Consider the following 13,243-nt stretch of genomic DNA (forward strand, 5'->3'; position numbering starts at 1 on the left):
GGGGCGGGCGCGCGGAGCGCCGGCATGCGCCGGCCCGCGGCGGGATTACCGCTTGCCGTCCTTCGCCGGTGCCGCCAGCCAGCGGTCCAGCCAGTCCTCGCTCTCGGCGAGCATGGTCATGATCGATTCGCGTGCGCGGTAGGCGTGCGATTCGTTGGGCAGCATCACCAGCCGCGCGTTGCCGCCCAGGCCCTTGACCGCGGCGAACATGCGCTCGCTCTGCATCGGGAACGTGCCCGAATTGTTGTCGTCCACGCCATGGATGAACAGGATCGCGTCCTTGATGTCGCCGGCGTAGTTGAACGGCGACATCTTCAGGTAGGTGTCCTGCGCCTGCCAGTAGTTGCGCTCCTCGGCCTGGAAGCCGAACGGGGTGAGCGTGCGGTTGTAGGCGCCGGAGCGGGCGATGCCGGCCTTGAACAGGCGCGTGTGCGCCAGCAGGTTGGCGGTCATGAATGCGCCATACGAATGTCCGCCGACGGCGATGCGGCCACGGTCGGCCACGCCACGGCGCACCACCTCGTCCACCGCCGCCTGCGCGCTGGCCACCAGCTGCTGCACGTAGGTGTCGTTGGGCTCGGCATCACCCTCGCCGACGATCGGCATGGTCGGGTTGTTGAGCACCACGTAGCCCTTGGCCAGGAACGCCTGCGGGCCCCAGTAGCTGATCGCATTGAAACGGTGCGGGGAGCCGCTGACCTGGCTGGCGTCGCCGGCCGATTTGAACTCGGCCGGGTAGGCCCACATCAGCAGCGGGCGCGGACCGTCCTTCTTCGGGTCGTAACCGGGCGGCAGCAGCAGGTCGGCGGTGAGTTCGACGCCGTCGTTGCGCGTGTAGCGGATCTGTTCCTTGTTCACGCCACGCAGCTGCGGCAGCGGATGCGTGTTGCGGGTCAGGGCGAGCGGCGCCGTCGCATCGCCCAGCGCACGCGTGTACAGGTTGGACGGCTCGTCGTTGGACTCGCGGCTGTACAGCACGCGCGGCATGGGGCCCTCGATCACCGCCACCGGTGCCTCGTAGTACGGCGCCTGCGAATGGAACAGGCGCTCGGCGCTGCCGCTGTCCAGGTCGATCCGGTCCAGGAACGGGCGGTCGCCTTGCGGCGAGGCGCCGTCACCGACGCGGTAGAAGCCTTTGCCGTCGGCGCTGAACTGCAGGCGCGCGCGGCCGCTGTCGTCCGGCTGCAGCAGCGGCTCGCCCGGATCGCCGTAGCGGTCGTCCTCCGAGCGCGCGTACAGCAACGCCGGCGCCTGCTCGGGATGGTCCGGCGCGATCTTCCACTGCTTCACCTGGCGGGTCTTCCACCAGTACTCGTCCAGCAGCGCCACGTCGCCGCGGCCCCAGGTGATGCCGGCGTAGCGCGAGCCCAGCCGCGCCAGAGTCACCGGCGGCCGCTCGAACGGCGCGGCCTGGACCAGCACCGCGTCGCGGATCGCCGCCTCGCGCGCCGGATCGCCATCGTCCTGCGCTTCGGCCCAGACCAGGGTGGCCGGCACATCGGCGCGCCAGGAGATCGAACGCACCCCGGTCGGCACCGCGTCGTTGCCGGTCGGCAGGCCCTCGACCAGCGGCAGCCTGGCCACCGTGTGCGCGACCCGACCCTGCGCGTCCAGCACCTCGATGCGGCGCGGGAAACGGTTCACCGGCACCGCGTAGGAGAACGGCCGCTCCACGCGCTGGCTGAGCAGGTAGTTGCCGTCCGGCGAGGGCGACAGCCCCAGGTACAGGCCCGGCATGCCCAGCGGCCGGCTCTCGCCGTTGATCGCCACCCGCACCGGCTGCGCCTGCAGGTAGTACTCGAACAGGCGCGCGTCATGCTCGTTCTTCAGCAGGTCCTGGTAGGTACGCACCGAGCGCACGCCAGCGCCGGCCTCGGTCTGCTGCACCGCCGGACCGGTCGGGATGCCGTCGCCCACCGGCGCGGCGCCCTGGCCGGCCGGGCGCTGCATCACCAGCAGCGCATCGCCGCCCGGCGCCCACGCATAGCCGTTGCCGACCACCGAGTTCAGCCGCTCGGCCACGCGGCGCGCGCTGCCGGCGGCCACGTCCACCAGCCACAGCTCGTTGCTGCCGCTGGCCGGATCCACCTGGTTGAACGCCAGGTACTTCTGGTCCGGCGACCACGCCAGCGAGGCCACCGACAGCGGCTGCGGCAGGCCGCTGATCTGGCGCTCGGCGCCATCGGCGGTGGAGATCAGCCACAGTCTGCTGCCGAACGAGAAGCGGCTGTCGGAAAAGGTCCTGGGGTTGATCCGCAGACCGGCCAGCTTCAGTTCCGGCTGCGCCACCTGGGCGATCGACGGCAGCGGCGGGGTCTGCAGCATCGCGGCCAGGTCGCGGCGCGGCGACAGCCGCAGGGTCGGCGCGCGCGGGGCGTCGACCACCGCCTGCAGCGCCGCCGACGGCAGGCGGTAGCCCTGGGCATCGCTGGCGGCGGCGTTGGCGGCCGGGGCGGCCGCCAGCAACGGCGGCACGGCCAGCAGCAGGCCGGCGCACAGCACCAGCGCCGCGGACGCGCGGCGGGGGCGGCGGGAAGCGAACATCGTCATGGCAATCCTCTGGGTGCGGTCTCAACCGCACACGTTAACAATCCCCGGCTGCCGGCTCCCCTGCCTTTGGTTGGGCAGGGCCGGCGCGCGATATAATCGGCGCCCCCGTCCGAGGGGCGCTGCGACCGCCGTGTGGAGTCCCCCGCAAGGGCCGGACCGGCACGGCGGCCAGGCTCGGACGGCACCGCATGCAACAACGGCGCCCGGCGAACGCGAGCCTGCTCGCACCACACCGGAGCCTCACATGAACGCTGTTGCAAAGACCTTCTCCCAGGAAGGCGACTACAAGGTCGCCGACATCTCGCTGGCCGACTGGGGCCGCAAGGAAATCGACATCGCCGAGCACGAGATGCCCGGCCTGATGGCGATCCGCCGCAAGCACGCCGCCGCGCAGCCGCTCAAGGGCGTGCGCGTGACCGGCTCGCTGCACATGACCATCCAGACCGCGGTGCTGATCGAAACGCTCAAGGACATCGGCGGCGACGTGCGCTGGGCCTCGTGCAACATCTTCTCCACCCAGGACCAGGCGGCCGCGGCCATCGCCGCCACCGGCACGCCGGTGTTCGCGTGGAAGGGCGAGACCCTGGAGGAGTACTGGGACTGCACCCTGGAAGCGCTGACCTTCAAGGCCGCCGACGGCACCCTGCTGGGGCCGGAACTGGTGGTCGACGACGGTGGCGACGTCACCCTGCTGATCCACAAGGGCTACGAGCTGGAGAACGGCAGCGACTGGGTGAACACCCCGTCCGGCTCGCACGAGGAACAGGTCATCAAGAACCTGCTCAAGCGCGTGCACGCCGAGCGCCCGGGCTACTGGACCCGCGTGGTCAAGGACTGGAAGGGCGTCTCCGAGGAGACCACCACCGGCGTGCACCGCCTGTACCAGCTGGCCGAAGCCGGCACCCTGCTGGTCCCGGCGATCAACGTCAACGACTCGGTCACCAAGAGCAAGTTCGACAACCTGTACGGCTGCCGCGAATCGCTGGCCGACGGGCTCAAGCGCGCGATGGACGTGATGCTGGCCGGCAAGGTCGCCGTGGTCTGCGGCTACGGCGACGTCGGCAAGGGCTCGGCGCACTCGCTGCGCGCCTATGGCGCGCGCGTGATCGTCACCGAGATCGACCCGATCTGCGCCCTGCAGGCGGCGATGGAGGGCTTCGAGGTCAACACCATCGAGTCCACCCTGGGCCGCGCCGACATCTACGTCACCACCACCGGCAACAAGGACATCATCCGCATCGAGCACCTGAGCGCGATGAAGGACCAGGCCATCGTCTGCAACATCGGCCACTTCGACAACGAGATCCAGGTCGATGCGCTGAACGGCTACACCGGCGTGAAGAAGATCAACATCAAGCCGCAGGTGGACAAGTACGTGTTCCCGAACGGCAACGCGATCTTCCTGCTGGCCGAGGGCCGCCTGGTGAACCTGGGCTGCGCCACCGGCCACCCGAGCTTCGTGATGTCCAACAGCTTCGCCAACCAGACCCTGGCGCAGATCGACCTGTGGGCCAACAAGGACAGCTACAAGGCCGACGTCTACCGCCTGCCGAAGAAGCTGGACGAGGAAGTGGCTCGCCTGCACCTGGAAAAGATCGGCGTCAAGCTGACCACCCTGACCCAGGAACAGGCCGACTACCTCGGCGTGCCGGTCGACGGCCCGTTCAAGCCGGAGCACTACCGCTACTGACCGGCGCGCCGGTCATCGCGTGAAGCACCACGACGGGCGCCGCAGGGCGCCCGTCCTGCTTTCGCCGGACGCCCACGACCGCGGCACGTGTTCTCGCCGGCCACGCGCGCTTGCTACCCTGCGCGACCCTGTCCCGACGCCGTCCACCGACATGACGATGAGATCGATGCTTCCCGCCATCGCGGCCCTGCTGATGGCAGCCCTGCCAGGCACCGCCAGCGCGCAACCGGCGCTGCCGGCACACGACAGCTTCGTCATCCAGTCGCAGCGCCTGCAGGAGGCGCGCACCATCAACGTCTACCTGCCGCCCGCCGACGCGGCAACGGCGCATCCGGTGCTGTACATGCCCGATGGCGGCATCGCCGAGGACTTCCCGCACGTGGCCGCCACGGTCGATGCCGGCATCCGCGCCGGGCGGATCGCGCCGCTGCTGGTGGTCGGCATCGAGAACACCCAGCGCCGCCGCGACATGACCGGCCCGACCCAGGTCGACAGCGACCGCCGCATCGCGCCGGTGGTCGGCGGCTCGGCCGCGTTCCGTGCGTTCATTGCCGAAGAGCTGGTGCCCGAGATCGAGCGCCGTTACCGCACCACGGGCTCGCGCGGCATCATCGGCGAGTCGCTGGCCGGGCTGTTCATCGTCGAAACCCTGTTCGAGCAGCCGACCCTGTTCGATACCTGGATCGCCTTCAGCCCCAGCCTGTGGTGGAACGAAGCGGCACTCACCCGCAGCGCCGGCGGGCGGCTGCAGGGCATGCCCGGCCTGAAGGGCCGGATGCTGCTGGCCTGGGGCGACGAGGACACCATCGGCCCGCACGCGCAGGCGCTGTCGGACACGGTGAAGCGTGCCGGTCCTGCGCACCTGCAGTGGCAGGCCCTGCCGCGCCCGGACCTGCGCCACGACACCATCTACACCGCGCTCGAAGCCATGGCGATCGAGCGCATGTATCCGGCCACCCCCGGCAACGGCGACGGCAGGCGCTGACCCTACGCGGGAGGCGACCAGGCGCATGGCCGCAAGCGGGCACGGATTCGGCTTCCGGTGGAGAATCCGACGCCGACCCCGGTTTACCCTGACCCCGGTTCACGCATGTCTCTTTCGATCCACGAAGTACCGCCGACCGATGCGCCGCTGGCGCTGCTCCTGCTGGCCGATCCTTCCGAGTCCAAGGTACGCACCTACCTGCCGGGCGCACGCTGTTTCGCCGCGCGCGTGGACGGCGCCATCGCCGGCATCTGCGCGGTGGTGACGCACGCGCAGGGCCGCCACGAGCTGATCAACATCGCCGTCGATCCGGCCTGGCAGCAGCGCGGCATCGGCTCGCGGCTGCTGGTGCACGTGATCGACACGTACCGGCGCGAAGGCGCGGACCGGCTTGAAGTCGGCACCGGCGCCTTCGGCTACCCGCTCGCGTTCTACCAGCGGCATGGCTTCCGCGTGTTCGAGGTGGACCGCGACTTCTTCCTGCGCAACTACGACGAAGCGATCGTCGAGGACGGCATCCAGCATCGCGACATGCTGCGCCTGGCGCTCGACTACCGCCCGGCGCACTGAGCGCGCTCAGCGCCAGTTCGCGTTCGCTTCCCAGAATTCCACCGCGCGCCGGTAGGCATCACGGTCGATGGGCACGCCCGAGCCACCCTCCTCCACGCCGAGCGCATTGCGCATCATGGTGATCGGCGCCATCGGGATTTCCGCCGGCTCGGCGGTGTACAGGCAGCCGACCACGCCCCAGTCGGCCTCGATGGGCGCGCCCTCCTTGGCCAGCTGTTCGCGGCTGTAGAGGATGACGACCAGGTAGTCGGCCACCGGCGGCTCCACGCCTTCGAACCAGCGCACCAGCACCGGCAGTTCCTCGCGCGTGCGCGCCTCGTAGGCCGAGCGCAGCAGGTGGCGGTTGCCATCGGTGACCGGCACGGTCAGGCAGCGGGTGGAGGTCCAGTTGCGGTGCACGTGCAGCTTGCAGAACGGCGCGTAGCCGTCGAGCACGCGCAGCGGCGCATGTGCGTTGAGGTGCCGCTCGAACTGCTCGGGCGTGCAGTCGCGGATCGTGTTCGGGCGCGGCGTGCGGGGGAACAGGCGGGTACGGGCGAAGGGGGTGAGGAAGATCGACATGGCCGGGACGTTCGGAAAACCCGGTCATTGTCGGCCATCGCCGCCCGCCCGCGCACGCTGCGGCCGGGTCCGCGCCGGTGGTGGATGCGCGACGCGACCGGCACGCGCAGCGCATGCCGGCCCCGGCGCCGTCCGCAGCGTGAACCGCTGGCGCCGCACACGGGATTCCGACACGGCTCCGACCGCCGCCCGCGCACGGTGGCGTTGTCGCCTCCACACCGGACCGCCGTCATGCAGACCCGTCCCCACCTGGGCGCCAGCAAGGTTCCCGAAGTCACCCTCGCTTTCTGGATCACCAAGATCCTTGCCACCACCCTGGGCGAAGTCGGCGGCGACGCGGTCACCATGTCGATGGGCCTGGGCTACCTGGCCGGCACCGCGCTGTTCGCCGTGGTGTTCGCCGCCGCCGTGGCCGCGCAGATCCGCGCCAGCAGCTTCCGCCCCTGGCTGTACTGGGCGGCGATCATCGCCAGCACCATCGTCGGGACCACCCTGGCCGACTACCTGGACCGCTCGCTCGGCATCGGTTACGGCGGCGGCAGCAGCGTGCTGCTGGCATTGCTGCTGGGCACCCTGTTCTGCTGGCAGCGCAGTACCGGCAGCGTCTCGGTGGTGGACATCAACTCGCGGCGCAGCGAGCTGTTCTACTGGCTGACCATCACCTTCTCGCAGACCCTGGGCACCGCGCTGGGCGACTGGGCGGCCGATACCCGGGGGCTGGGCTATGCCGGTGGCATGGTCCTGTTCGGTGGCCTGCTGGCACTGGTCGCGGCGCTGCACCTGACGACCCGCCTGTCCAGGACCCTGCTGTTCTGGGCCGCCTTCATCCTCACCCGGCCACTGGGCGCGGTGGTCGGCGACTTCCTCGACAAGCCGCTCGATCACGGAGGGCTGGCGCTGAGCCGCTATGCCGCCTCGCTGGTGCTGCTGATGGCGATCGTGGCCTGTATCGCGCTGTTGCCGCAGCGCGCCGCACGGCGGGCCCACTGAACCCATGCACGGGCGCCCGGTGACAACAGAAACAATTGCACATCCATCTTGATGGAGAGATATAATCTCGGCCAGGCCCACTCACCGCCCCGCCATGACCGCGCTCAGCTTCGAGTTCTACCCGCCCAAGACCGATGACCAGCGCGCGCAGCTGGACCGCACCGCGAGCAAGCTCAAGGTGCATGCCCCCGAGTACGTGTCCTGTACCTTCGGCGCCGGTGGCTCGACCCTGAGCTACACCTCCGAGACGGTGCGCCACCTCAACCAGCACCATGGCCTGCAGGCCGCGCCGCACCTGTCCTGCGTGGGCGGTACCCGCGAGGAGATCCGCGAGCTGCTCAAGCTGTACCGCGCCATCGGCGTGCGCCGCATCGTCGCCCTGCGCGGCGACCTGCCCTCGGGCATGGGCTTCCCCGGCGACCTGCGCTACGCCTCGGAGCTGATCGCGTTCATCCGCGCCGAGCACGGCGACGCGTTCCGCATCGAGGTCGGCGCGTATCCGGAAACGCACCCGCAGGCCAGCGACGCGCTCGCCGACCTGCGCCATTTCAAGGCCAAGATCGACGCCGGCGCCGACGCCGCCATCACCCAGTACTTCTACAACGCCGACGCCTACTTCCAGTTCGTCGATGCCACCCGCAAGCTGGGCGTGGACGTGCCGATCGTCCCCGGGGTGATGCCGATCTCCAACTTCAGCCAGCTGCGGCGCTTCTCCGAGCAGTGCGGCGCGGAGATCCCGCGCTGGATCGCCAAGCGCATGCAGGCCTATGGCGATGATGTCGACTCGGTGCGCGCATTCGGTGCCGACGTGGTGGCGGCGTTGTGCGAGCGGCTGATCGCCGGCGGTGCGCCGTCGCTGCACTTCTACACGCTCAACCTGGCCAGGCCGACCAGCGCGGTGCTGCAGCGGCTCGGCCACGGCTGATCCCCCGCCGCACGGGTACACATCCCGTCACCCGCCCGCGGGTTAGGCTTGGCCCATGCGATCACTGCCGCTCCTGCTGCTCCCTGCCGCCCTGTGGGCGGGTGCCGCGCATGCGCAGCACGTCAACCGCTGCACCGACCCGCAGGGGCGGACGGTATACGGCGACAAGCCCTGCGAGGCGATGGGCGCGCGCGCGCGCCTGCTGCCCGAGGCGCGTCCTGCCGGCGCCAGCGGCCTGTACCGCGACAGCTGCGCGCGCAGGCTCAGCGAGGTGGTGGCGCAGATCCGCGCCGCGGTGGAGGCGCGCGACCCCAACCACCTGTCCGGCATCTATGCCTGGAGCGGGCTGTCCAGCACCGAAGCCACGCGGGTCATGGACCGCCTGGACGCCATCGTGCAGCGTCCGCTGGTCGACATCGCGCCGGTGTTCCCGCGTGACCCGGAGCTGCTGCCCGAGGGCGAAGGCGACCATGCCGCCGGCGACGCTGCGGCCATGTCCACCGAGATGCCGGCGCGGCGCCCGCGCCCGGTGGCGCTGCGCCTTGAGCAGACCCTCGGGCAGGGCGCCACGCCGTCGCGTACGCTGCTGAAACTGCGCCGGCAGTACAACTGCTTCTGGATCAGCCTGTAACCGGCCGCGGCCACAACGCGCGGATCGCGGCCACGCCCTGCGCACCGTGCCGGCGCGCGGTGTCGATATCCGCGGCGGCCAACCCGCCGATGGCGTAGATCGGCAGCGACACCTGCTCGCGCAGCTGCTCGAACGCGGCCCACCCCAGCGGCGTCGCCGCCGGATGGCTGGCGGTGGCCTGCACCGGGCCGAGCACGGCGAAGTCGCAGCCCAGGCGCTGCGCGGCCTGCAGCTGCGCCAGGTCGTGGCAGGAGGCACCGACCAGGACGCTTTCCGGCAACGGTCGCTGCTGCAGCTGCTGCAGCTGCTCGCTGCCCAGGTGCACGCCCACCCCCAGCTCCCTGGCCAGCGCGATGTCGCGGTTGAGCAACAGTTCGGCCTGGCGGCCGAGGCGGTCCACCGCGTCGCGCGCCAACGCTGCGCGGTCGCCGGCCTGCGGCGTGCGCAGCTGCACCCGGCGGATGCCGGCGTCCACCGCGGCCTGCACGCCCTCCAGCCAGGCTTCGCCGCCGGCCGCGGGCTCGGGCGTGACCAGGTAACGATCGGCCTGGCGCAGCGCGGCCACCACCGGCAGGTCCGCCGGCGGCATCGAATAGCGGCCCAGCCTGTCAGGCGCCACCCAGGTGATGGCCTGTCCTTCGCGCCCGCGCGCGCTTCCCTTCCAGCGCTGCACCAGGCGCACTTCCAGGCGCAGGCGCTTGTCCGGATAGAGTTGCGGCACTTCCATCAGCCAGTCGCCGACCTCGGCCTCGATGCCAAGCTCTTCGTGCAGCTCGCGCGCCAGCGCCTGCTCGGAGGTCTCGCCCGGCTCGCGCTTGCCGCCGGGGAATTCCCACAGCCCGGCCATGTCGCTGGTGCCATTGCGGCGGTTGAGCAGGATGCGGCCACGCGCGTCGGTGATGACGGCGGCCACGACATGGATGGAGCGCAACGGAGGAGTCATGCGCCGAGAATGCCGAAAACCCGGGGGACGGCGCAATCGCCTGCATGCGTGCATTTCCGGGCTGGGCGGTCATCGGAGGCCCGGTGTGGGGCGAGCCCCGCACCTGCGGTCATGCGCTGAGCCCAGGGACGCGCGCCACGGTCAACGGGCGGTATCACCGGCGAGCACCTTTGGAGGAGCCGCCTGCGCCTGGGCGCGTCGGTGTGCGAAGCGCGAATGGCGGAGCCGGCCCGAAGAGCGAACCACGTGCGGCAAGTCAAGACGCGGGGTGGGCGTGACCTGCCTGCGCGACACCACCGGGCAGGCCAGCCGGGCGCCCGGTGCACTACGCCGGTCCGGGGAGGAAGAAAGCAACGCGTGGCCGCGGCCTCCGGCGCAGATCATGGAACAACGGCACGCAGCGATGGCATGTCGCGGCCAATGGCCGGCAGTGCGGGTATCCACCCGATGAGGGCGCCCCTTGGCAAGGGGGGCGCGCCGAAGGCGCGGGGGATCGGGGACAAAGACCGTGTGCCCATGATCCGTGCAACGGATCATGGGTGTGTAGCCCGCCGCGCGGGCTACATCACGGTCAACTCAACTCAGTTGAGTTGGCCGTGGCAGTGCTTGTACTTCTTGCCGCTGCCGCAGGGGCACGGATCATTGCGGCCGACCTTCGGCTCGGCGAGCGCGGCCTGCACCTCGGCCGCCTCCTCGTCGGCGCCGTAGCCGCCGTTGTCCTGGTGCTGGAACTGCGACATCTGCAGGCGCGCTTCGGCCTGCTGGCGTTCCAGCGCCTCCATCGCCGCCACTTCCTCCTCGCTGCGGATGCGCACGCGCGAGAGCAGCTGGATCACTTCGCGCTTGACGTTCTCCAGCATCTCCGAGAACAGTTCGAAGGCTTCCTTCTTGTATTCCTGCTTGGGCTGCTTCTGTGCGTAGCCGCGCAGGTAGATGCCCTGGCGCAGGTAATCCATGCGCGCCAGGTGCTCCTTCCAGCTCTGGTCGAGCACGGTCAGCATCACGTGCTTCTCCAGCGCGCGCATGGTCTCGGCGCCGACCGCCGCTTCCTTCTGCTCGAAGTGCCGCTCGATGTGGTCGGCAACGGCCTGGGCGATGCCCTCGGCATCCAGTTCCTCGTGCTGCTTGAACAGCCCCACCAGGTCCATCTGCACGCCCAGGTCGGACTCCAGCGTGGCCTGCAGGCCCGGCAGGTCCCACTGCTCGTCCACCGAGTTCGGCGGCACGAAGCGGGCCACCAGGTCGTAGATCACGTCGCCGCGGATGCCATCGATGTTGTCCTTGACCGACTCGGCGTCGAGCAGCTCGTCGCGCTGCGCGTAGATCACCTTGCGCTGGTCGTTGTTGACGTCGTCGAAGTCCAGCAGGTTCTTGCGGATGTCGAAGTTGTGCGCCTCGACCTTGCGCTGCGCCTTCTCGATCTGGCGGCTGACCAGGCGGTCCTCGATGACGTCGTCTTCCTTCATGCCCATCAGGCGCATCGCCTTCTGCACCCAGTCGGAGGCGAAGATGCGCATCAGGTTGTCTTCGAGCGACAGGTAGAAGCGCGAGGAACCCGGGTCGCCCTGGCGGCCGGAACGGCCGCGCAGCTGGTTGTCGATGCGGCGCGATTCGTGGCGTTCGGTGCCGACGATGTGCAGGCCGCCGGCGGCCTTGACCGCGTCGTGGCGCTCCTGCCAGGCCGCCTTGACCGCGGCCTTCTGCTCGGCGCTGGCCTCCTCGCCCAGTTCCTGCAGCTCGGTCTCCAGCGAACCGCCGAGCACGATGTCGGTACCGCGGCCGGCCATGTTGGTGGCGATGGTCACCGAGCCCGGGCGGCCGGCATTGGCGACGATGGTCGCTTCGCGGTCGTGCTGCTTGGCGTTGAGCACCTCGTGCTTCACGCCGGCCTTGCGCAGGTGCTCGGACAGCATCTCCGAGGTTTCGATCGAGGTGGTGCCGACCAGTACCGGCTGGCCGCGCTTGGCGCATTCCTCGATGTCGGCCAGCACCGCGTTGAACTTGCCCTTGCGGTTGAGGAACACCTGGTCCGGGTGGTCCTTGCGGATGGTGGGCTTGTTGGTCGGGATCACCACCACTTCCAGGCCGTAGATGCTCTGGAACTCGTAGGCTTCCGTGTCGGCCGTGCCGGTCATGCCGGACAGCTTCTTGTACATGCGGAACAGGTTCTGGAAGGTGATGCTGGCCAGCGTCTGGTTCTCGCGCTGTACCGGCACCCCTTCCTTGGCTTCCACCGCCTGGTGCAGGCCGTCGGACCAGCGGCGACCGGCCAGGGTACGGCCGGTGAACTCGTCGACGATCACCACTTCGCCGTCGCGCACGATGTAGTCCACGTCGCGCTGGTAGATCGCGTGCGCGCGCAGCGCGGCGTTGAGGTGGTGGACCACCGTCAGGTTCTGCGCGGCGTACAGGCCGCCGTCGTTGTCGGCGTCGATGATGCCGGCCTGCCGCAGCAGGTCCTCGGCGTGCTCCATGCCCGCTTCGGACAGGTGCACCTGCTTGCCCTTCTCGTCGACCCAGAAATCGCCTTCGCCTTCCTCGGTCTCCTGCTTGACCAGCTGCGGCACCACGCGGTTGACGCGGATGTACAGCTCCGGCGAATCGTCGGCCGGGCCGGAGATGATCAGCGGGGTGCGGGCCTCGTCGATCAGGATCGAGTCGACTTCGTCGACGATGGCGTAGTGCAGGCCGCGCTGGTAGCGGTCGGCGCGGGTCAGCGCCATGTTGTCGCGCAGGTAGTCGAAGCCGAACTCGTTGTTGGTGCCGTAGGTGATGTCGGCGGCATAGGCTTCGCGCTTGTCGCCATGCGGCATGCCCGGATAGACCACGCCCACGCTCAGCCCCAGCCAGTTGTAGAGCCGGCCCATCTGCGCGGCGTCGCGCCGCGCCAGGTAGTCGTTGACGGTGACCACGTGCACGCCCTTGCCTTCCAGGGCATTGAGGTACACCGGCAGGGTGGCGACCAGGGTCTTGCCTTCACCGGTGCGCATTTCGGCGATCTTGCCCAGGTGCAGCACCATGCCGCCGATCAGCTGCACGTCGTAGTGGCGCATGCCCAGCACGCGCAGCGAGGCCTCGCGGCAGACCGCGAAGGCTTCCGGCAGCACCTTGTCCAGCGCCTCGCCGGCGGCGATGCGCTCGCGGAACTCAGGGGTCTTGGCCTTCAGCTGGTCGTCGGAAAGCTTCTGGATTTCCGGCTCCAAGGCATTGATCTTGGCGACGATACGGTTGAGCTGGCGGAGCTGGCGCTCGTTGCGGCTGCCAAAAACGCGGGTAAGCAGGCTGTTGATCATTGAAGGAACCGGTTTGAATGGAATGCCGTGCGCGGACCCCACCCCAAGCGGGACCAGCCGGGCACAAACGAAACAGGGCGCAATGCGCCCTGTCGATGGCAACGC

General features: G+C 69.7%; 10 protein-coding genes and 1 riboswitch. Of the genes, 6 read left to right on the forward strand and 4 right to left on the reverse strand.

Going from position 1 to position 13,243, the window contains the following annotated elements:
- Nucleotides 1-45: 45 nt before the first annotated feature.
- A complete protein-coding gene (locus tag QQA12_RS13370; protein WP_226049563.1) occupies nt 46-2,544 on the reverse strand; it encodes a prolyl oligopeptidase family serine peptidase in 2,499 nt (832 codons plus the stop codon).
- A gap of 111 nt (nt 2,545-2,655) precedes the next feature.
- A riboswitch (S-adenosyl-L-homocysteine riboswitch) is annotated at nt 2,656-2,762 on the forward strand.
- A gap of 32 nt (nt 2,763-2,794) precedes the next feature.
- On the opposite strand from QQA12_RS13370, the gene ahcY reads away from it, so the two are divergent.
- The 3 genes from ahcY (at nt 2,795) to QQA12_RS13385 (ending at nt 5,795) form a co-directional block, all read left to right on the forward strand.
- Nucleotides 2,795-4,240 (forward strand): adenosylhomocysteinase, encoded by a 1,446-nt coding sequence (gene ahcY, locus QQA12_RS13375; protein ID WP_056932317.1) that lies wholly within the window; start codon nt 2,795-2,797, stop codon nt 4,238-4,240.
- Between the two features lie 166 nt (nt 4,241-4,406).
- Entirely contained in the window at nt 4,407-5,225 is an 819-nt protein-coding gene (locus QQA12_RS13380; RefSeq protein WP_233324892.1) for an alpha/beta hydrolase-fold protein, read from the forward strand.
- A gap of 105 nt (nt 5,226-5,330) precedes the next feature.
- Complete coding sequence (locus QQA12_RS13385; protein WP_226049565.1) at nt 5,331-5,795, forward strand: GNAT family N-acetyltransferase; 465 nt, start codon at nt 5,331-5,333, stop codon at nt 5,793-5,795.
- Nucleotides 5,796-5,801: 6 nt separating this feature from the next.
- Here the strand turns inward: QQA12_RS13385 and QQA12_RS13390 are convergent, their stop codons facing one another.
- Entirely contained in the window at nt 5,802-6,356 is a 555-nt protein-coding gene (locus QQA12_RS13390) for a DUF3228 family protein (protein WP_054667588.1), read from the reverse strand.
- A 231-nt stretch (nt 6,357-6,587) separates the two neighbouring features.
- Here QQA12_RS13390 and QQA12_RS13395 point away from each other — a divergent pair, with 231 nt between their 5' ends.
- The 3 genes from QQA12_RS13395 (at nt 6,588) to QQA12_RS13405 (ending at nt 8,902) form a co-directional block, all read left to right on the forward strand.
- Nucleotides 6,588-7,346: a hypothetical protein gene (locus QQA12_RS13395; RefSeq protein ID WP_226049566.1), complete on the forward strand. Its 759-nt coding sequence runs from the start codon at nt 6,588-6,590 to the stop codon at nt 7,344-7,346.
- A 94-nt stretch (nt 7,347-7,440) separates the two neighbouring features.
- On the forward strand, nt 7,441-8,271 hold the full coding sequence (gene metF / locus QQA12_RS13400) for a methylenetetrahydrofolate reductase [NAD(P)H] (protein ID WP_054667589.1): 831 nt from the start codon (nt 7,441-7,443) through the stop codon (nt 8,269-8,271).
- 55 nt (nt 8,272-8,326) lie between these two features.
- Nucleotides 8,327-8,902: a DUF4124 domain-containing protein gene (locus tag QQA12_RS13405; RefSeq protein ID WP_056932315.1), complete on the forward strand. Its 576-nt coding sequence runs from the start codon at nt 8,327-8,329 to the stop codon at nt 8,900-8,902.
- Here QQA12_RS13405 and QQA12_RS13410 read toward each other — a convergent pair.
- Complete coding sequence (locus QQA12_RS13410) at nt 8,892-9,845, reverse strand: Nudix family hydrolase (RefSeq protein WP_054667591.1); 954 nt, start codon at nt 9,843-9,845, stop codon at nt 8,892-8,894. The genes QQA12_RS13405 and QQA12_RS13410 overlap by 11 nt on opposite strands.
- 581 nt (nt 9,846-10,426) lie before the next feature.
- On the reverse strand, nt 10,427-13,138 hold the full coding sequence (gene secA / locus QQA12_RS13415; protein ID WP_054667592.1) for a preprotein translocase subunit SecA: 2,712 nt from the start codon (nt 13,136-13,138) through the stop codon (nt 10,427-10,429).
- Between the last annotated feature and the right edge of the window lie 105 nt (nt 13,139-13,243).

The sequence above is a fragment of the Stenotrophomonas sp. 17(2023) genome (assembly GCF_030345315.1).
In the GTDB taxonomy this organism is placed as follows: Bacteria; Pseudomonadota; Gammaproteobacteria; order Xanthomonadales; family Xanthomonadaceae; genus Stenotrophomonas; species Stenotrophomonas acidaminiphila.

Excerpts from the sequence above, each read along its gene's own strand:
- QQA12_RS13370 (WP_226049563.1), bottom strand. The coding sequence starts at position 2,544 with ATGTTCGCTTCCCGCCGCCCCCGCCGCGCGTCCGCGGCGCTGGTGCTG.
- ahcY (WP_056932317.1), top strand. The coding sequence starts at position 2,795 with ATGAACGCTGTTGCAAAGACCTTCTCCCAGGAAGGCGACTACAAGGTC.
- QQA12_RS13380 (WP_233324892.1), top strand. The coding sequence starts at position 4,407 with ATGCTTCCCGCCATCGCGGCCCTGCTGATGGCAGCCCTGCCAGGCACC.
- QQA12_RS13385 (WP_226049565.1), top strand. The coding sequence starts at position 5,331 with ATGTCTCTTTCGATCCACGAAGTACCGCCGACCGATGCGCCGCTGGCG.
- QQA12_RS13390 (WP_054667588.1), bottom strand. The coding sequence starts at position 6,356 with ATGTCGATCTTCCTCACCCCCTTCGCCCGTACCCGCCTGTTCCCCCGC.
- QQA12_RS13395 (WP_226049566.1), top strand. The coding sequence starts at position 6,588 with ATGCAGACCCGTCCCCACCTGGGCGCCAGCAAGGTTCCCGAAGTCACC.
- metF (WP_054667589.1), top strand. The coding sequence starts at position 7,441 with ATGACCGCGCTCAGCTTCGAGTTCTACCCGCCCAAGACCGATGACCAG.
- QQA12_RS13405 (WP_056932315.1), top strand. The coding sequence starts at position 8,327 with ATGCGATCACTGCCGCTCCTGCTGCTCCCTGCCGCCCTGTGGGCGGGT.
- QQA12_RS13410 (WP_054667591.1), bottom strand. The coding sequence starts at position 9,845 with ATGACTCCTCCGTTGCGCTCCATCCATGTCGTGGCCGCCGTCATCACC.
- secA (WP_054667592.1), bottom strand. The coding sequence starts at position 13,138 with ATGATCAACAGCCTGCTTACCCGCGTTTTTGGCAGCCGCAACGAGCGC.